Genomic DNA, 20,084 nt, shown 5'->3' with positions numbered 1-20,084 from the left:
ATGAGAACCATTAACTATATCGTATTGCACTGCACTGCAGGACCGCAAGATCAGCCAACTTCCGAAATATTATCTTATTGGAAAAATGTAATGGGTTGGACTAATCCCGGATATCATTTTGAAATAAATACAGATGGCTTTATTGAGGAGCTCTTTCCTATTGAGAAAATTGCTAACGGCGTAGCTGGCCACAATGCAAATAGTATACACATTAGCTACAAGGGCGGTGTAGACAATAAAGGGAGACCTTTTGACAACCGTACTGATGCTCAAAAAGCTGCGCAAATACACCTCATTTATAAATTGAAAGTCAAATTTCCTCATGCTAAAATTTGCGGCCATCGCGACTTTCCCGGAGTAACCAAAGCATGCCCATCTTTTGATGTAAACGATTGGTTGAAAACTATAAAACTTTAATAATATGTTTCCCTATGTCAAACTCTCTCAAATCCGAGCAGTTAAAAAACTTACAAAAATTTCCATGGCAATGGGCTATCATCACTCTGTGTACAGCTATTAGCGCAATATTCGGAATGTATGTAATAAGCCGAAATAAAGGCGATGAAACATGTATGGAGCGTATCACGATACTCCGCGAGGTTATCGTTAAAAAAGATAGCCTCATTGTGAACTGGCAAAATAAATACATCAATCTTTCAACCGCGCTTCTTTACAAGAACAATATTATAGACCGGCAAAATAAACTGATTCAAAATACAGACAGCCTTGCCCGTGTAAAATTTGAAAAACCAGCAAAACAAATCGTTAAAGAAAATGAGTAAATTAACCAATGTAATCATCGCGGCTTTATTTTTATTGTTCGCGGGAACAACTGCCTTTGCTATTTTTGAACATAAACAACGTATAAAATCCGACAGAATAATAGGTAGTAATAGAAAAACCGTAAACCAAGCTGCAACCATTATCAATCACTACCTCGACACAAATAGCCGTCAACACACCGTTATTGCTGCCGATGAAAACAAACTACCTGCCAAGTGGTATAAAAATGGTACGGCAATATCGGGTGGATTGGTTGACACAGTGACCAAGGCACTGAATATCGCAAAAAAACAGCTTATTGAGATTACCAGAATTGCCGGAACGGTTCGGGCAGAAAAGTTAAAGGCAGAACGAAAATACGATAGCCTCCAACGCATCACTTACTTTTACAAGGACAAATACCTGCAACTTAGCTTCCGTCCTGCTCTTAAAAATTCAGACACTACAGACAACGGAGAATTTTCTTTTAGATATAATGATTCGATAAACATTGTAAAATACTGGAAAAGGAAATGGTTTTTGGGAGCGAAAAAGAACTATATCGACATATTCTCTAACGATGCCAGAACAACAATAAATGGCGTAGACCGATTGATTGTGGAACAGCACAAGCCAGATCTTGAAATAAGTTTGCAAATGACTGGCAATTACGCCCCCTATCGTCATCTGTTTTATTTCGGACCAGGTGTGCAATTAAACTTTGATCGTTTTAGTGTAATAGGCGACTACCATTACGATTTTTCTGCACGGAATTGGCAGCCATCAGTCGCCACTCGCTTTGACATTGTTAAATTTTAGAAGCTTCAGAACGAACAAAGCCTCAGATAAATCTGAGGCTTTGTTGTAACTACTTCTTACTAATTTTAACTACCGCTCCACCGTTTGATGCTAATGGTAGTTGAAGTACATCTTTAGTGGTTACAGTTCGTGTTTCCTTTTTTAAATGGTTGGGATCGGTATCCGTGTTGCCGGCATCGGTATAAATATCGGCAATGTATTCGCCCGCTCCTAAAAAGCTGAGCGAAACAGACTGGTTACGTGCCTGTTTATCGGTTATAGCGCCAATAAACCAATTATCGCCATGGCGGCGCGCTATGGTTACGTATTTATTGATGGCTGCATTGGGTACGAGTGTTTCATCCCAGGTGGTAGGTATAGCCCTTAGCACATCAAAACCAGGCTGCCCTTCATAAGCCGCAGGGTAGTCGCACACCATCCCCAAGTAACTTTCCAGAACCACATACATAGCCAGCATATGGCAACGCGTACTGGTAACCAGCGGACTGCGGAACTTTATTTTAAACTTCGATTGAGGTACCGACCTGAAGCCGCCCAAATGATAGTCAGTAGCGCCGGCAAGCATACGCGTAAAAGGCATAGCAATATCGTGGCTTGCGTTCATGGTGGTATCCCATTTATACACTTCGTAATTGCGGGTACCCTCGCGGGTAAACTCATTAGGGTACATCCTGTGCAAGCCCGATGGCTTGCAAGATCCATGAAATTGTATATGCAAATGATGTTTGGCTGCTTTTTGCAATATCTCTTCTTGTATTTGTATCATCTCCTGGTCGTCACGGTCCATAAAATCTACCATCATGCCGCTTAGTCCCCATTTTTCGTACTGCTCAAAGGCTTTATCAATTACGGAGTAAAGGGCTTTCCAATGCACCCAAACGCGTATGGCAACACCCTTGCTTTTACCGTAATCGCATATTTGTTTCATATCCAGGCTGGTGATGCTTTTTGTAGCATCTACATTGGGCCCCGGCAGAAAATCAGGTCCGTCGTTCACATACCACTCGTGCTGGCCATACTCTACTACTGAGTGGTATTCTATGCCGTTTCGCGCACAAAAATCGATATAATATTTATTGGTTTCGAAGTTGTTGCCGGGCGCAAATGTAGTATCGGGCACTACGGTACCATTCCACCAGGGGAAGGTAGCCTTGCCGGGTTTTATCCACGATGTGTCTTCAATTTTGCAGTCGCCGCCCAGGTTAGTCAACATGTTCGATTCTATTAAAGCACCTGCCCTATCGCCAATAATAGCGGTGCGCCATGGCGTGCTGTGCGGCAAAACAGCCTTTACTTTTACTTTTTCCTGCCCCGGCAACGGTGATAGTTTACCTATCAGGCCACCATCTGCCGTTTTACTAAGGTACATGCCTGCATAATTTACAACATGGGCCTCGGTAATGGCCAGGTAAATATTGTTTGAATATTCGAAGGTTACGGGCATATCCATCAGTTCGCCCGCCTTAAGTTGGGAATAAGGCTCATTGGTGTATGGCCCCTCGTGCGAGGAGGTGTAGTTAGGCAAAAATAAAACCAGTGCCTTAGGATCGCCGTTGAGGTTAAAACGGGTATTTTCATCATACAGCGTATAATTATCCCAGCCTGCTTGCTTCGGGAATGTATATCTGAAGGCTATGCCATCATTATAAGCGCGTACAACCAGATTTATCTTACGGAAAGGTGCCGCAGTTTCGCTAAGCGGAATAACCGCCTCGCTGTAATTATTACGTATGTGTTTGGCCTTGCCCACCACCAGGTCGTAATAAGTATCTGTTTTGCTGTAGGCAACTTTGCTCATTTTAAGGCCTTGCCCCCAGGCACCATTATCAAAATTAAGTGTAAGCGCCGATGCGTTTATAACCGGCTGCTTTTTGTATGTAACACTGTAAACCGGCGACTTTGCCGTAAGGTTCAGCAGAAAAACCACCTTGCCATCGGGTGAGGTTATTTTGGCACTTTTTTGGGCCAGTATAAGCCCCGGCAAAGCGGATATTGCCATTAAGAGCACCAAAAATTTATTTCTCATCTCCTATTTTTTTAACGGTTAGTTTCGAATCGGTATAAAAATCTTTACAGCTGTTCAGCAGCACATCTGCCATGTCGGGGTTCGATGGCGCTGCACTTCCTTTTACACCCGTGAGGCGCAGGTTATCTACCTTAATAGCTTCAATGGCGTTGGTATAATGTTTTTTATCGATATTTTTATCCCACGACACCACCACCTGGTTAAAGAGTATATTCCTACCATTCTCCACATAAATAGCGGGTATATCGCGGGCGAATATCTCTTTGTGCGGCACCGTGTTTGGCCGAAGATCCAGATTGCCTCCAACGGTTTCTTCCAGTGCACTTTTCACAAATTCCATTTGCAGGTTAATAAAAAATATATTCTCCAGTTTGCTTTCTTCGGAGGCATACATGTTTATACAGTTCTCGCTTCGGCAAAATACATTTGTGAAGGTCACATTTTTTATGGTGCCTACTTTGCCCGTTGGCATGCCGCGCATAGCGGTTATTTTTATAGGGTCGCCCTCACCCCACCAATCGCCGGTGTGGAGGCGGGTTTGTATGTTTATATTGGTAAAATTTATGTTCTCCATTGAGCCGTAGTCGCCAATGCCCAAGTTTATACCGCGGTTAGAATCGAATATAGTGATATTGTTGAAATTGTAGTTGTACATATTATTTTGATCCCAGCCGCCGATACGGATACCGCTTGAACGCGAACGCAGGATGCAGTTGTTCACGTTAATATTCTCCGACCGTTTCATGATCCTTTTAAAACCCGGGTCGCCCCAGTGCCAGGCGTACCCTGCCAATACAATGGCATCATCCCCGCAAGAGAAATAGCAGTTTGAGATATTTACGTTGCTGGATGATATTACGTCTAAACCGTCGCTGTTGGGGATATTGAGGTTGTTCTCTATACGCAGCCCATCAACGATCACATCATCGCAATGCACTACTAAAAATGTCCAGTATGGTGCATCAATGCAGGTAAAATCTTTAAGATTCACTTTGGTGCACTCGCTGAAGATCACCATTTGATGGAAACGGTCCTTAGGGTAAAAAGGCCCGTCGCCGTTGCCTGATGCTACTTTACGGAAGTTATCTTTTTGGCGGGTATCGCTTTTGTCACCTATTACCTTGGCACTATCAATGTACATCATTTTCATGCCCTGCCCAAAAATGGTACCGTTGCCGGTGATAGATACATTGTGTGCTTTTTCGGTATAAAAAACGCCGGCAAGCTCGGAGTTATGTTTTTGATATTGCTTAAGGTCGGTAGTAGCAATAAGCCTTGCCCCTGTTTCCATATGGAAGTCGACATTCGATCTGAGGTTGAGTGTACCGGTAAGGTAATCGCCTTTGGGGACATAAACCATACCACCGCCGTTAGCTGCGCAGGTATTAATGGCTTTTTGCAGCTGCGCGGTTGTAAGTGCTTTACCATTGTTTATGGCTTTAAAGCTAAGCACATTGTACACGCCCTGCTGGGCGTAGCAATTGAACAAGGCCAGGCATAGCAGCGCAAGCAATATTCCTTTCTTCATAGTATTGGGTGTTTTTATATTCATTTTAAGCTGATGCTATTTATACATATTGCTGATATCCTGCTGAAACAGGGTATTGCTTTGTTGGTAGAATTGGATAAAGTTGTTACTTGACGGGTTGCCGGGATAAGTGCCAAAAAAGTGGTTGGGCCTATCGTAAGCGTTGCGCCAAACCATTACATAGCTTATGGGGAATGCCGATACGGTTGGCAGCAGCACATCTGTCCACCAGTTATTCATCGGCACACTTTCGGATCCGGTTTCGCTGAATACGAGCAGCTTATTCCTGTTTTTTGCTTCGACGGTAAGCATGGTAAATATGCTGTTTATAGTTCGCATGTATCCGCCGGCGCCGGCTGCGCCTTGTTGCTGGTAATAGTCAACTCCGAGGGCATCTATGTAATTGTCGCCGGGGTAACGCTCAAAATACTTCGAGGACTGGTCGGTTTGGTCGGGCGAGTAGATGTATATTAGGTTATGGATGCCTCTTTGCCTGAAATGATCGGCCATCATGCGGTACATGGCCTTGTATTCTTCGGGACTGCAATGATTTTCGCCCCACCAAAACCAGCCTGCGGTATGCTCGTGAAAAGGACGGAACAACACCGGTATCTTTTTACCATGACTCTCAAGCGAGTTCAGGAAGTCTCCCACTCTATCCAGCCAGGTCATAAACAATTCGTGTTTCGCTCCTCCCGGTAAAACCGAAGCCACTACGCCGTTTTGCGATACATCCCAGGCATTGCCGCCAGTTAGCGGGTTATCGCAATGCCAGCTTATGGTATTTATGCCGCCGCGTTTATAAGCCTCTGTAATACGCTTCCGCATAATGCTGAAATGTACCGAATCCAGGCTGCTTTGTGCTCCCAACTCGATATGCCCTATCTCCCAGCCATAAACCGCAGGCTGATCTCCGCACACGCTTTTCACATCCGAGCGGTTTTTATCGTATTTCCAGCCGATGCCATACAATGTAGCATCCTGCTGGCCGAACATAACACCCCGTCTAACAGTTTCGGCCATGTTTTGATACAGGCGAACGGTTTGTTTGGTAGCCAGGCTATCCGCCGGATGCACGCCGCTTTGCACATGCTGTTGCTTTTTTACGGCACAAGAAATAGATAACGCGGCAAAACCGAGTGCCACGGAAAGTTTTTTATACTTCATAAATGTGATAATTTCAGCGGCTGCCCGCCCTTAAATAAGAGCGGGCGCCGCTGAAAGAAGGTAGTTATTTTACGATCACTTCTTTTTTAACTAATCGTACTGATGATATGCTAAAATCGAGGTTGATAGGCACGCCGGGATTAATGGCGAAGTAAAAGAAGTTATCGTTATTTGGATACAGCTGGCCCATAACGGTTTTGGCATCAAGCGTAATGGTTTGCCAATTGCCATAGGTGTTTAACGATTCGCCGCTGTTGTACAAATTCCACTCGTAGGTGATAGAGAAACGCATGGAGAATTTGATGAACATCTGGCTAAGCGGATGATCTTTTTCGGTATTTAATTCAAACTTCAGATCGTATTGATCCAGGTGGTTCAAGATATCTGGATCGGCTATCGGGAAATTACAACCATACAGGTTATCATACCATCCCCATTGCCCTATAGAAACCCCTTTGATATGCGAGAAGGTACCATTGAGGGCTTTTGGATCACCCAGGTTGGCACCGCTGGTTTGCCAGCCTTCGCCTGCCCAAAGTTTATTCTGAATGTTTACGATCTGCCCTAAATGGCGGTAATTCATCTTTAAACCGGCGGGTATTTCGGGCGTAACCAAACTAACTACTGCTTCGGCAGCCGGTATAGTTTTGGGCACTACAATGGTAAGCGTTTTTTGATCGCCTGATAGCACCATAGCCTCGGTTCCGCCAAAGGTTACTTTAGCATCCTCTTTGGTTATTTTGTAAATATCAAAGTTGTCGCCGGTAATGGTAGTGGTATCACCGGGCAGGGCAAACTCGTTAAACAGCCCTTTTACTACCAGCGCAGGCACGTTTATCTTAAGGCTGGCGCTGGCCTCTCCCAGTTGGGTAGTTACGGTAACCTTATCTGTAACCGTGCCCGGGAGCTCGCGGGGTACAGGCACTACTATTTCTTTTGCCTTTACATAAGCCTGGGTAAGATCGGCCTCCACATCGTTAAACTTAATCGACTTTATGCCGCTTAAGTTAGTGCCCTGTATCATTACCAGCTGCGATAGGTCGGCCTGGGTTAACACAGTTGCCCTGTCTACCAGAGTTATTTGGGTTATAACCGGCGCGGCAGTAGATGTTTCCGACTCCTTTTTTATTTTATCGTAGGTTACAATATCCTTATTACAGCTAAACATCGCCACAGCCGCTACCAGCGCCAGGGATATTTTTATTTTGTTGATCGCTTTCATCATGTTTTGATAAAAATGTTACTGTTAATTCCAACCCGGGTTATTGCCTTGTATGGCGGTATTGGTGCTTACCTCGCTTATCGGTAGCGGGTAAAGCAAGTTCCTTTCGGCACGTACTTTGGTTACCCCTACTTCGTCGTTCCCTTGTATCGAGTTCATTACATCCAGATAAATGCCCCAGCGTATCAGGTCCCAGCGGCGGTCGCCTTCTAAAGCAAGTTCCATAGCACGCTCCTCTAAAACTGCCGAGCGGAATGCCACCAGCGAGCCCACATTACCATCGCCAGCCAGCTTTTTGGCAGTGGCGTTACTACGCAGGCGCACATCGTTAAGGGCGGTAAGCGCATCGCTTGTGGGGCCGCCGTTGTATTCGTTGGCTGCTTCAGCATAAATTAATTTGATATCGGCAAAGCGCAGGAAAGGATAATTTACATCGCTTTGATCTTTGGTACGGTCTGACGGGTAGGCAAACTTATTCAAGAATGCAATGTAGTTGGCATCGGTGCCCGATCCATAATTTAAACCATCGTTATAAGGCGCAACGGCGGGGTGGTGTACAATAATAGGTTTACCATCGCCGTCAACTCCGGTTTGCTCATCGTAACCCAAAGCTTTTTTGCGATACTCATCGTTATTGGGGTAAAAAGTGCCAATATGATTGGCAAAATCGAAACTACGCGACCAACGGTGAGTTACCCCATCGGTAATACGCAGGTCTTGTGGTTCGAACAGTTTATACCAATGATCGCGCAGGCCGTACCACATACCGGTGGTGATTTGGTTGTTGGCCATTAACCCCGCAAAATCGCGCGTGAGGTGGTTGCCCAGGTCGGCATCGCCCATGTAACCCTGCACGCTGAAGATATGCTCATTGATATTTTTGCCGGTAATGGTCCACATCTCGTTAAAGTTGGCCAGCTTGTACGAGCCATAAGTGCCTTTTATTACTTCAGCCGCCATATCCATAGCCAGTTTGTAGTAGGCTTTAGAGTCGAAGCTCTCGTAGCCCTTTACCCGCTTTTTCTGAAAAGTGATAGGCGACGGCAATGTGCGTACCTGCACGTTGCTTACCAGGTCGAAAGGTTTACCACCGCGAACGATCACCTGGCCCGAAGCCATGGATGCAGAGCCAATGGTAGCGTACACCTTGGCCAGCAAAGCGGCGGCAGCACCTGCTGTTGCACGGCCCGGCGTAGCCTTGGCGTTGGTATACATCATATCCTTTGCCTGTGTGGCCAGGTCAATAATATGGGCATACACATCCTTAATAGGCTGGCGTGGCTGAAACAGGTTCTCGCCATCGTCAACAGCTTTTTTAAATATAGGCACATCGCCATAGGCCCTTACCAGTAAAAAGTATGAGAAAGCCTTCAGAAAATACATCTCGCCTATAACATTCTGCTTGTAGGTGGCGTTGGCTTTGGTCATTTTATCTATATTGGCAATGGCGCGGTTAGCGCGGCGTATCAATACGTAGCTGTAGGTCCACAACGGGTCGGTTTGTTTGCTGTTGCCCTGGAAGTTACCTGCGCCCAGCTCGCCGAATGCCCAGGACGGGCCGGTGGTGTAATCGCAATCGTACTCCAGCACGGCCGGAAATTCGCTGAACCTGAACATCAGGCTTAGTTCGTTATAAGCGCCCAGCGCCCATTTATCTGCAGCGGCATCCGAGTCGCCCACTTCTTCGGGCGATACAAAATCATAAACCTTCTCGTTAAGCCGGCACGATGCAAGCATGAAGGTGAATAAGCAAGCCAGGAATATTTTACCCCTGAAGCTTTTTATGATGGATAATTTTTTCATTTGTTAATGTTTAATACTTCTGGTTTCTGCTGATCAAAAAGATACCCTGGCGCTTAATGAGAATGTTTGGCTATTGGGGTAAGCATGTATATCTACCCCGCGCCGCGAAGCATCCCCGCCAAAAGAATTCACATCCGGGTCGAACCAGTTGTACTTGGTAAAAGTGAGCAGGTTTGTGCCCGTTAACGAAACACCGATAGACTCTATGCCTTTGAAAGGTTTCAAAAAGTCGTAGCCAAAGCTCAGGCTCTTCAAGCGCAGGTACGATCCATCCTGAATGTAGCGGTTAGATATCAGCCACTCGCGGGTGTAACCGTTGTTCACTTTTGGCCAGGTAGCTATAGCTGTTGTTTGCGGTGTCCAACGCCCTTCATAAGCAAATGCAGGGATGTTGCCTATCGAGTTGAGCGTAACATCGGTTAAGTTGCCGTTAAAAATATCGTTACCGTACACGCCCTGTAAAAAGAAGCTCAGGTTGAAGTTTTTATAGCTGAAGGTATTGGTTAAACCGGCAATAAAATCGGGATTGGTATTACCGATAATGGTGCGGTCGGCATCGGTAATATTAGGGTCGTTATCAAGGTTAAGATACTTTACCTCCCCAATTTTTTGTTTGATGATGGCCGCACTTGCATTGGCATATACCGGGTTGGCGCGCACTTCTGCTTCGTTATCGTAAAAACCATCTTCAACATAACCATATATAGCCCCTATTGGCATACCGTTGCGTTGGATAAATACGTAGTCGGCAGCGTTCCACAAGCGGCTTGCGAATTGGTCGTTATCCAGCCCGCCAATGGTGTTACGGTTAAAAGATATATTGCCGTCTATATTCCATTTAAGCGGGCCGTGCGCCAGCGCAATAACCTTGGCGGTTATCTCCAAACCGTCGTTTTTAACCCATCCGCGGTTAATGGTCATTTGCTGGAAACCGGTGCTCAATGGCGTTTTGATACTCTGCAGCAGGTCGGTGGTTTTTTTGTTGTAGTAATCAACCGTCAGGCTAATGCGGTTATCTAAAAATGCCATATCTACACCAAAATCGTACTGTGTAGTTGTTTCCCATTTCAGGTTAGGGTTAGCCGGGCCGTTATAGGTAGATTCGGCCATACCGCTTTGCAAGGAGCCACCTAAAGGATAGTTGGCCGATGCCAGTTGCGGCAGCGTAGCATATTGCGCAATGGCCTGGTTACCGGTGCGGCCTGCGCTTGCACGCAGTTTCAGGTCGCTGAACAGGTTAAGGTCTTTGATGAATTTTTCTTCGGATGCCCTCCAGGCGAAAGCGCCCGAAAGGAAATTCGCAAACTTGTTGCTGGTAGCAAACTTGCTGGAACCATCGCGACGGAAAGATACCGTAAACAGGTAGCGGTCTAACAATGAGTAGTTGGCCCTTGCCAGTACCGACATCAGTTCATTAGCGCCGCGGCCGCTTACCAGCCTGCCGGGATTCAGGGCCTTGCCCATATCATACTCGCCGGTAAGGTCATCGGGGAAGTTGGTTGCCGACATTGATTTGCTGGCGTAGTTGGCATTCTCGTGCGTAAAACCTACAACCGCATTCAGGCTATGTATTTTGCCCAAAGTTTTATTGAAGGTTAGCAAGCTTTCGGTAACAATATTTGAATACCAATCGTCGCTTTGCCCGGCGCGGCCGTTAATGGTTGGTGCCTGACCTTCTCCCGTTAAGCTGTTGTAGTAAGTACCGCGGTTATTGGCCGAATAGTTTAACCCCAGGTTTTGCCTGAATTTTAACCAGCTGGTAAACTTCACCTCGGCATAGGCCGAACTGAATGAGCTGATAGCCGCCAGGTTATCCTTAGCAGTCATTACATACAGGTACGGGTTGGCAGATAGCCAGCCCAGCTGGTTAGATATTTGTGTAATATCAGTTTGCGGCTCAAATGTGGTTGGGAATATCATGGCCGAACGGATGATACCATAATCGAAAGAGTTGGTTTTGGCAAAGTTGGAGCTGGTGCGGCCGAAGGTGGTGTTTAAGCCTATCTCCATCCAATTACCTATTTTTTGCCCAACATTGGCACGGAGGCTATAACGCTCGAAGTTGCTATTACGGATAATACCTTCCTGCTTGGCGTAGTTGCCCGATACAGAGTAAAAACCACGTTCGCTACCGCCCGATACACTTAAGTTATACTCCTGGCTAATGGCTTTGCGGGTGATCAGATCCATCCAATTGCTGCTTTGCACGTTGGTAGAGTTACCATAGGTATCTGTACGCACGCCGGGGCTTAAGAAGTCCTCTGGGGACGGTTGGTAAACACCCTGATCGTACTGGAACTGGTTGTTAGCAAATGGGTACGACCATTGCCCCGGGTATGGTAGCTGGTAAAAATTATAATCGTTATACAACACGCCGTTGTTATAGCCCTCGTTTACGTAGTTGGCATAATCGTAAGCGCCCAGCACCTTCACATTTTTACCTAATTGCGAAACGGATGTATTGGTAGAAAACTGCACTTTTGTAGCGCCGGCCTTACCCTTTTTAGTGGTTATTAAAACCACACCATTGGCACCACGCGAACCATAAATAGCCGTTGCCGAAGCATCTTTCAGTATCTCGATAGATTCGATATCGGATGGATTGATAAGTGCCAGCGGGTTGAAGGTTTGGTTATTGCCCGATGTAGCATCGTTAGTTGGTGTAGACGCCGCATCGAACGGGATGCCATCCATTACATATAACGGCTGCGTGTTGGTACCATAAGAGTTGGCACCACGTATCTGGATGCTTACACCCGCACCCGGCGCACCATCGTTTTGGTTCACCTGCACACCTGCCAGTTTACCCTGCAAACCTTGCGACAGGCTTATAGGGCCGCCCCTCATTAAATCAACAGCTTTTATTTGCCCAACGGCGCCGGTAAGGTCGCGCTTTTTCACGGTACCGTAACCTACCACCACAACCTCATCTATAGCGGCAGGCTGCGCTTTTAGCGTTACGTTTATTTGCGTTTGGCCGCCAACGGCAACTTCCTGCGGCGTAAAGCCCACAAAACTGAAAACAAGTACGGCATTATCATCATCTACCCTAATGCTGTATTGCCCGTTGGTGCCGCTTACTACGCCGTTGCCTGTGCCTTTTAAACGTATGCTAACGCCGGGTAATGGTTCGCCCTTTTCATCGGTAACTACGCCTGTTATGGTAACGGGCGCTGCGGCTTCTTGCGTTACCGGGGCGGTGGGCTCGTTTTGGCGTATAACCACTGTATTGCCGTTTATTACATAGGTAAGCGGCTGGTTAATAAAACATGCGGTAAGTACTTCGTTAAACGACTGGTCTTTCGCGTTCAGGGTAACAGGTTTCCCTGTTTTTATCATGCTTGAATTGTAAAGGAAATTATAACCTGTTTGCTTGCCAAGCTCTTCTAAAACTTTGTCGAGCGGGGCGTTTTTAACACTCAAATTAATTTTTTGAGCATAGGTTGCTGCACTCACCTGTAAAAAGGCAGCCATCCACAAAACAATGGTCAATTTCATTATGTTCAGAAATTTAGGTAAAATGCAGGACCGGGCCCCGCAAGTAATTGCAGTAAAATTTTTGTACATTTGAATTTAAGGTTGTAATAATTGGTTGATGAAGACAATTGAATGTTAGTTACCTTAATAAGCAGCTTCTCACAGGCTGCGGCATCATCAGGGGCGCGGCAAACGCTCCTGGTGATCATTATGATAACTATTTTGCAGGTATTGGTTATTGCATAACAGTTATCCTCCTTCCCTCAACTTTAAAATGAATTGTTCCGGTTAGTTCCAGGTTTTTCAATAGTTCAGATATATCCTTATAGCGCGAAATTTTACCGCCGTATTCTTTGTTTTGTAACCCCTGCTCAAATTCAACATCAATATCATACCAGCGCGAAGCCTGTTTCATGATATCGCGTATGTAGGTGTTCCTGAAAAGGAAGAAGCCACTTTTCCAGGCCATGGTTTGTTCTACATCGGCTTGCTGCACATTTATGGCAGCTGCCCCGTTAACCGATACACCCTGCTGTCCGGGAATAAGCATAGCTGTACGCCCTTCTTTCACCAGGCGTACCGAGCCCTCCAGCAGCGTTGTGGTTACCGTTTTATCGTCGCCATAGGCGCTTACATCAAAGTGGGTACCCAGTACCTCTACATTGGTTCCGTTAGCCTTTACAATAAAGGGCATGCTTTTATTTTTAGCCACTTCGAAGTACCCCTCGCCGGTTAACTCAACACTGCGGGTTTTACCTTTAAACGCCGCCGGGAAACGCAATGACGATGCGGCATTCAACCACACCTTTGTACCATCGGCAAGTTCTACCTGATATTGCCCGCCGCGCGGGGTGGTAATGGTATTTATAGCAACCTCAGCATTGGTTGCGGCGTTGCCGCTGGCGCTGTAAACCAACACGCCATCTTTAGCCTTGCTCACCTGCATGCCCTGTTCTGTTGCCAGTTTACCGTTTTTGGCATCGGTTAGGGCAATGGTGGTACCATCGGCCATGGTTAACACGGCTTTGTTACCGCCCGGCAAAATGGCGGCAGGTTTGACCGGCAGATCTGCTTTCGCAGCCAACTGCTCTGCTTTGTTATTGTTATATTTTACTAAACCCACGCCAACCGACGTAGCCAGCAGCAATAAGGCGGCAACCTTTAGCCAGGTATATTTTCGTGGTAGTTGCTGCGGTGCCGGCCTTTCCATATTTTGGTGTAACCTTGCCCATACGCGGTTACGCACAGCCTGCTCGTCTTCTGCGTCATTCTCCCAGGTATCACCCATCAACTGCATTTCATCGCGGTAGCTTTCCAGCTGTTCTATCTCCTGCGGGGTGCATTGCCCTTCCTGAAATTTTTTATAGAGCGCTATAAACTCTTCTTTATTGGATATCATGAAGATGGGGTAATTGGTTATAATAGCTAAGTGTAGATTTTAACAGTGCACACACACACTTTTTAAAATTTATTTCTTAGCTGTGAAATTTGTTTTCCGAAAAGCTTTTTCTACTTTTAAAAACCAATTATGCCTATTGATCTAAAGAGTGATGCCGCCTTATGGGACGCCGTACGCCATGGTGACGAATGGGCATTTAATGCGCTTTTTAATCGTTACTGGGTAAGGCTTTACAACACCTGCAACCGCTATTTAAAAAACCGCGAAACCAGCGAAGAACTCGTCCATGATATTTTCCTGAATTTGTGGAACCGCCGTGCCGACCTGGAGATACGATCTTTTGAGCACTACCTGCTAAACGCTGTACGCTACCAGGCGTATAACCATATCCGCACAAAAAAACTTTCGGTAATTTATTTGGATGATACCGCTGCCATAGAAAGTGCAGGGGCTAACAAAGCCGACGAACGCATACATCAGCAGGACCTGGAACTTGAAGTATACAACTACCTGCACGCCCTGCCCAAACGCTGCCAGGAAATTTTTCAGCTAAGCCGCTTCAACTCCTTAAGCAACGACGAGATCGCTGCACAGCTGGGTATATCTAAACGAAGCGTAGAAAATCAAATAACGGTAGCCCTAAAACACCTGCGCATGTGCCTGAAACAGACCATTAGCCTCGCCGTGTTTTTCGGGCTTATCAGGTAGACCGTTACTTCGGCCTTAGTTGCATATTATATTGCTTTATTAATTTCAGGGTGGTATCGGTATCATACACCGTATTCAGGCCTTGCTCTTCCTGTGCCGGGTCACCCAGATAAGCATCACCTTTTTGCCAGAAAATATGCCCGGGCGTAGGCCTGCCGCTACCGCCCCAAGCCCAAAAGTTGCAACCGGCAAAAACATCCTGCACTTTAGCGCTCTCCACTACTTTCTGAAACACGGCGTTAAAATACCCATCGCGCACGGTAGTAGCCGATGCTGCGTCAAATTTGATACTATCCCTCGGGAAACCGAACTCCTCCAGCACCAGGGGTTTATTTAACTTTTGGGCTACCGCCCGATGTTTGTTAAGGTAGCTTTTTGTATTGGCAACAGCGTTTTGCAGGCTTGAGGGCAAATCGGCTTTGTTGAGCCAGCCCCAGTTGTTCGGCCATATATGTATGGTAAGGTAATCTATGGCCGGTTCGGTATGAATGTTTTCCCACAGGTTGATATCGCCCTCGCTCCCGCTTTCACCTTCCGAGCCTGTAGATACAAGATGATTTTTATCTATCGCTTTTATGTAACGGGCTGTTTCTTTCACCCAATTGGCGAATGCCGTTTTCCCGGCTTCAGAAAAGGCGCGCGGTTCGTTAGCGATCTGCCAGGCCATTATTGACGGATCGTTTATGTATCTAATTTTAGTGTAACGGTTGCTGCGGCCGAGTATGTACTTCACATGTGCTTTAAACATTTGTTTGCAGCTATCGCATTCTACAAACTGCGCCACATATTTAGTGAAGGTATTCCAACCATCCACCGAAGGCACCGGCGCTTTGCCCCTGCCGCTCCATTCTAAATACTGGCTGTACCCGCCCGACCATTCCCAGGAGTTGGTTAAATACAATACGGCCTTCATATCGCGCCTACCCATCTCTACCAGTAAATAATCCAAACCATCCAATAATTTGTCATCATAAACACCCTGCGCTGTTTGCAGCGATGGGGATACTTTATTGGCGCGCAAAGGTCCATCTGCACCAACAAGTATCCTCAAATTGGTTATGCCGTTCGCCTTTAAATTATCCAGCTCTTTTTTCAGCCGGCTGCGGTCGCCGTTTTTTGCGCCAAGTATAGCACCATACCAAAAATTGGCACCTATGTAATAGTAGTTTTGCCCGCCAATAGTGAAATGCCCGCCGCTTGCCTTTACAAATCGCTGGGCTTTGGCATGGTTAACGTTTAAACAAAGGGCTATTACAATGCAGATGAATATTGTTGCGGTTCTTTTCATGGTTAACTACTAAGTGTTAAAACCGGCAGTTAACACACATTTGCGGCAACAAAATTTATTAAAAAACCTTTAAGGACACGAAATGACGGGGCTGGTGAGCGGTATTAACGAAAAAACCCTCAAGACTGTGTGTCTTGAGGGTTTTCGTTGCCTTGGGGTTGGCTTTGTGATCCCGCTGGGACGAAAACCTAAAAAATCAGCACAATTCACACCTATTCAAATACTGCTCTCACATAGCTAAAAGGCACATTTTCTATTCAGCATATATTTTATTTTGTTTTTATTTGTCAAATATCCGCACAATATCCGCACAAATGATTATATTTACATATCATTAAGCGTTACACCATGTCAACCTTTAAGCATACTGTAAAATTTGTACTTCAGCAGACAGCACAACCTGCTAAGCTTACCCCGCTGCGTTGTTTTGTAAGGTATAACAACGATCGCGCAGTATTTCCGAGCGGGGAAACCATTGAGCCGAGATATTGGAATGTAACCGCTCAGGCACCCCGCCAAATTGCAGGTTTTACAGCTGGTCCCAAAGTAGCAAATAACTTAAAGCACATTAAGGCGTGTATAGCTACGGCGTTTGAACACTTAACAGCCATCCATCAGGAATACCCTGCTCCGGCTGATCTGCAAAGCTTGGTGCTGCAGGTTATCAAAAATGGCGGTGTGCTACCTGGTAAAGAAAAAAGGACCAGCGACCTATTTACATACATAGACCAGCTTATCAGCGACACCACCACAGGCAAGCGTGTAAAGCAGAAGGGGGACCGCTACAGCCCTGGCACCGTCCGGCACTATAACAGCGCCCACGGTGTCTTAAAACGCTTCGCCGCCCACAAGGGTAAAGCCTCGTTTAAATTTAATGATATCAACCTCGATTTTTATTTTGATTTAAAGGATTTTGCCTACCGAGTAGAGAAGTTGACAGATAATTATTTTGGCACCGTCGTTAAGTTCCTCAAAACCTGTATGAACGAGGCTAAGTATGAACAGCTGCACACCAATGATCAGTATAACAGCAAACGGTTTGTTAAGGTGTCGGTAGACGTTGAGAATGTTTACCTATCTACCGAGCAGCTGGATATCCTTTTTAAGCATGATTTTAGCGACCAACCGCGCTTGGAGAAAGCCCGGGACCTATTTTTAGTAGGATGCTGGACTGGTTTACGGTTTTCTGATTTTACTAATATCAAGGCAAAGAACATTACCGGCGACCTGATAGAGATTAAAACACAGAAAACCGGCGAAACCGTAGCTATACCCATTCATAATACAGTAAAGTCCATCATGGCCAGGTATGCAGGTATTACTTCTAATTCCCTGCCACCGGCGATATCAAACGTAAAGCTTAACGTTTACATTAAGGAGGTGGCTAAAGAGGCTGGGCTTGATATGGTGGTCCACATTGATAAGGCGAAAGCCGGTATTAACTATGCCATGGGCAAGCCGTTGCACGAGCTGATATCAACGCATACGGCCCGCCGCGCCTTTGCATCCAATATGTTTAAGATGGGTATACCTACCATTGTGATAATGGCAGTTACGGGGCACAAAACCGAGAAAGCCTTTTTAAAATACATCAAGGTAACGCCTACCGAAAAAGCCGAATTAATGCGGGAGATTTGGAACCGGCAAACGATGCGGGCCGTACAAGCTTAACCCGCCTGCTTCACATCATCAGGGCTGCTGTTTATTGGCGTTACTTTTTCTAAATCCGCCAATACCTTATCAAGATCCTCTTCTGAAATTAAGGACCTTAAACCGTGTAAAACAGCGGCAACTTTATCCTTTGACCTGGTAATCACATCCATTGCCTGCTCTATAATTTCCTCAGCAGACTCAATGCTATTCGCTTCTTTCTCAAAAACGATGTAATTTAAATCAAGGTGGTTAAGTTCACAAATTGCGAATAATTTCTGATAATCCATCGTCCTCCTGTCCCGCCATGCAGATAGCGTATTAGGAGCAATAAAAAGGCGGCCAGCTAATTCTCTATCGGTTTTTATGCTCAATTTGAACTTAAGCCGGTCCAAAATTTGATTGACTGTAGCCTTGCTTTCGTGTGGATTATAACCGAGCCTGCGCTTTGCCATAGATAAAAGTCTTCATTTTGTGATTTTTTTATTGTTAAAACAAACTATTGTTTGTAATATTGTCACACAATGAGAACAAATATAGTATGAATTTAGCGGATATCAAGCAAAAAAAGACTACTGGAGATTTGCAGATCACGGGTAACATGGTGGGAATTACCGCCGATAACGCCAGGCAGGCGCTCAGGCGCGTAGATAGCAAGCATCATGCGGCTGTATGTTCAGCATTAACAAAAATCATCACAGCCCGCGAGCAGCTGTTAAACGAAAAACACTCTTAGTTTATGGAAACCATTATACAGGCTTCAGCTACAGAATTTATACAGATGGTCCGGGATGCCGTTAGGGAGGAACTGAGTGCCCTTAAACCGACTGCCCGGGAAGATAGGCCGGCGGCTAACAAAAAAGAGGCAGCAGCAGCCCTGCGCGTGTCATTATCTACCTTGGAGCGGCTTATCAAAAGCGGGGAGGTGCCTATTTTTAATATCGGCAAAAAGGTTTTTATAAAGAATGCTGATATAGAGGCATACTTAAATAAAAAAGGGTAACAGCTGGTGACAACAGCAATTACCCTAATGAGTTTTAATCCGATTCGATCAGTACAAATATAACTATAAATCCCTTAAGGTGGTTTAGTAGATTATACGCGCACGGTCGGTTATTAACAAAAAAACCGATGGCAAAAAGCAAAACCTCGGACCAGGCTTACAGCTATGTAATGTTTGAGTGTTGCCTTATCAATCACATAGAGAGAACCTCCGAGATATTGAATTATAGCATTGTTAGGTATGCTTTAAAGGAAGTTGAGGGTACCTCTTATCAAATTTTAAACGAGGCGTTAAAGCTTCATTTCGATAAACTGCTACCAAGCGACTTGAGCGCCATAGTTAAAGCAGCGGGGATAGGCGAACGCCCATCGAACCAGTGGGAAACAAAAAACGCCTACTGCCTACTGGTAAACTATCTCCATCAAACAGAAAATACAGACCATTTTACAGATTCCGCGCGATTATATTACCAGGTGAGCCAAGCCTACAGAATATTAAACCTAAAGCTGGTCCGCGGAACCTATGCCGGCACAATAAAGGACTATAAGGCAATGATCAGCATTGTTGATATCCATGAGCGCCGTTTCGGTAAAGATGCCCTGGTTAGCATTAAAACCGGCTTGCTAATTGAATATTCAAATACTGACAAATACCGGCCCGATTTTGAATTACTGAGAGGTTTTTTAGCTGTAAAATCTATCCAAGGGGATAAGGATTTTGCCTGTACCAATAAAGCAATGATCACAGCCCGAATGATAGGCGCTAAAACAGCAAACATAGCGGACCATCTTTGCGCGGAAAAAGCTACCGCAGCCCATTATAAGCGGTTCAACGAGCAATATTTTTACAGGAAACTCCTTTTAGATCTGCAATTAAAATCATTTATAGCATCGTCTGCCACCGGCAACCGATGTATATACCTTTCGACACAGTTAACCAGCGAATTACTAACGGCTGCTATTCAAAATAGCCTCGCCGCTACTCAGCGAAAAGAAAAGGTAGCGAGCATAAAAGCCGACAGACAATCCATAAAAAAAGCAATTTACAAATAATTGTTTTACAGTAGTTTGCAATACTATTTGCACATCGAATATATGTCGATTGTACATTGATGTGTACACCTTAAAAAGGGTAAACCGAATGTACGTCGGCATGTACAACGGCGTGTACATTGATGTGTACACCTTAAATAATATCTTTAATAACCTCTTTTAATAACACTTTTAAAGATT

The 20,084-nt window shown here is 45.4% G+C and carries 17 protein-coding genes; 8 read left to right on the top strand and 9 right to left on the bottom strand.

Annotated elements, in window-relative coordinates; translation table 11 throughout:
- From BC343_RS27480 to BC343_RS27470, 3 genes are read left to right on the top strand one after another with little or no spacing between them, the layout of a single operon-like run.
- Positions 1-417: an N-acetylmuramoyl-L-alanine amidase gene (locus BC343_RS27480; protein WP_078351011.1), complete on the top strand. Its 417-nt coding sequence runs from the start codon at positions 1-3 to the stop codon at positions 415-417.
- Between the two features lie 14 nt (positions 418-431).
- A complete protein-coding gene (locus BC343_RS27475) occupies positions 432-782 on the top strand; it encodes a hypothetical protein (RefSeq protein WP_143822377.1) in 351 nt (116 codons plus the stop codon).
- On the top strand, positions 775-1,581 hold the full coding sequence (locus BC343_RS27470; protein WP_078351009.1) for a hypothetical protein: 807 nt from the start codon (positions 775-777) through the stop codon (positions 1,579-1,581). Before BC343_RS27475 ends, BC343_RS27470 begins: the two co-directional genes overlap by 8 nt.
- Before the next feature lie 49 nt (positions 1,582-1,630).
- Here the strand turns inward: BC343_RS27470 and BC343_RS27465 are convergent, their stop codons facing one another.
- The 7 genes from BC343_RS27465 to BC343_RS27435 all read right to left on the bottom strand — a co-directional run bounded on the left by BC343_RS27465 (position 1,631) and on the right by BC343_RS27435 (position 14,203).
- Positions 1,631-3,607 carry a glycoside hydrolase family 97 protein gene (locus tag BC343_RS27465; RefSeq protein WP_078351008.1) on the bottom strand — a complete coding sequence of 659 codons (1,977 nt, stop codon included), beginning with the start codon at positions 3,605-3,607 and terminating at the stop codon, positions 1,631-1,633.
- Entirely contained in the window at positions 3,597-5,135 is a 1,539-nt protein-coding gene (locus tag BC343_RS27460) for a glycoside hydrolase family 28 protein (RefSeq protein WP_078351099.1), read from the bottom strand. Before BC343_RS27460 ends, BC343_RS27465 begins: the two co-directional genes overlap by 11 nt.
- Positions 5,136-5,171: 36 nt before the next feature.
- Positions 5,172-6,302, bottom strand: a complete 1,131-nt coding sequence (locus tag BC343_RS27455) for a glycoside hydrolase family 26 protein (protein ID WP_078351007.1) — start codon at positions 6,300-6,302, stop codon at positions 5,172-5,174.
- Positions 6,303-6,366: 64 nt separating this feature from the next.
- Positions 6,367-7,527, bottom strand: coding sequence for a glycan-binding surface protein (locus BC343_RS27450; protein WP_078351006.1), 1,161 nt, complete (start codon positions 7,525-7,527; stop codon positions 6,367-6,369).
- A gap of 21 nt (positions 7,528-7,548) precedes the next feature.
- Positions 7,549-9,327, bottom strand: a complete 1,779-nt coding sequence (locus BC343_RS27445) for a RagB/SusD family nutrient uptake outer membrane protein (protein WP_078351005.1) — start codon at positions 9,325-9,327, stop codon at positions 7,549-7,551.
- Between the two features lie 33 nt (positions 9,328-9,360).
- Positions 9,361-12,825 carry a TonB-dependent receptor gene (locus tag BC343_RS27440; protein WP_162276957.1) on the bottom strand — a complete coding sequence of 1,155 codons (3,465 nt, stop codon included), beginning with the start codon at positions 12,823-12,825 and terminating at the stop codon, positions 9,361-9,363.
- A 214-nt stretch (positions 12,826-13,039) separates the two neighbouring features.
- The gene (locus BC343_RS27435) at positions 13,040-14,203 is read right to left on the bottom strand and encodes a FecR family protein (protein ID WP_078351003.1); all 1,164 of its coding nucleotides are present in this window, start codon (positions 14,201-14,203) and stop codon (positions 13,040-13,042) included.
- A 129-nt stretch (positions 14,204-14,332) separates the two neighbouring features.
- Here BC343_RS27435 and BC343_RS27430 point away from each other — a divergent pair, with 129 nt between their 5' ends.
- On the top strand, positions 14,333-14,911 hold the full coding sequence (locus BC343_RS27430; RefSeq protein ID WP_078351002.1) for an RNA polymerase sigma factor: 579 nt from the start codon (positions 14,333-14,335) through the stop codon (positions 14,909-14,911).
- A gap of 4 nt (positions 14,912-14,915) precedes the next feature.
- Here BC343_RS27430 and BC343_RS27425 read toward each other — a convergent pair whose 3' ends face one another.
- On the bottom strand, positions 14,916-16,199 hold the full coding sequence (locus BC343_RS27425) for a glycoside hydrolase 5 family protein (protein WP_078351001.1): 1,284 nt from the start codon (positions 16,197-16,199) through the stop codon (positions 14,916-14,918).
- Between the two features lie 348 nt (positions 16,200-16,547).
- On the opposite strand from BC343_RS27425, the gene BC343_RS27420 reads away from it, so the two are divergent.
- Complete coding sequence (locus tag BC343_RS27420) at positions 16,548-17,870, top strand: site-specific integrase (protein WP_078351000.1); 1,323 nt, start codon at positions 16,548-16,550, stop codon at positions 17,868-17,870.
- Here BC343_RS27420 and BC343_RS27415 read toward each other — a convergent pair.
- Positions 17,867-18,304 carry a helix-turn-helix domain-containing protein gene (locus BC343_RS27415; RefSeq protein WP_078350999.1) on the bottom strand — a complete coding sequence of 146 codons (438 nt, stop codon included), beginning with the start codon at positions 18,302-18,304 and terminating at the stop codon, positions 17,867-17,869. The two genes, BC343_RS27420 and BC343_RS27415, sit on opposite strands and share 4 nt — an antisense overlap.
- A gap of 86 nt (positions 18,305-18,390) precedes the next feature.
- On the opposite strand from BC343_RS27415, the gene BC343_RS27410 reads away from it, so the two are divergent.
- From BC343_RS27410 to BC343_RS27400, 3 genes are all read left to right on the top strand, one after another.
- Positions 18,391-18,585 (top strand): hypothetical protein, encoded by a 195-nt coding sequence (locus tag BC343_RS27410; protein WP_078350998.1) that lies wholly within the window; start codon positions 18,391-18,393, stop codon positions 18,583-18,585.
- Between the two features lie 3 nt (positions 18,586-18,588).
- Positions 18,589-18,852 carry a helix-turn-helix domain-containing protein gene (locus tag BC343_RS27405; RefSeq protein ID WP_078350997.1) on the top strand — a complete coding sequence of 88 codons (264 nt, stop codon included), beginning with the start codon at positions 18,589-18,591 and terminating at the stop codon, positions 18,850-18,852.
- A 128-nt stretch (positions 18,853-18,980) separates the two neighbouring features.
- The gene (locus BC343_RS27400; protein ID WP_078350996.1) at positions 18,981-19,904 is read left to right on the top strand and encodes a hypothetical protein; all 924 of its coding nucleotides are present in this window, start codon (positions 18,981-18,983) and stop codon (positions 19,902-19,904) included.
- Positions 19,905-20,084 lie beyond the last annotated feature (180 nt).

This window comes from Mucilaginibacter pedocola (assembly GCF_002013915.1).
Classification (GTDB): domain Bacteria; phylum Bacteroidota; class Bacteroidia; order Sphingobacteriales; family Sphingobacteriaceae; genus Mucilaginibacter; species Mucilaginibacter pedocola.
This window is presented reverse-complemented; position numbering and strand designations above follow the sequence as displayed.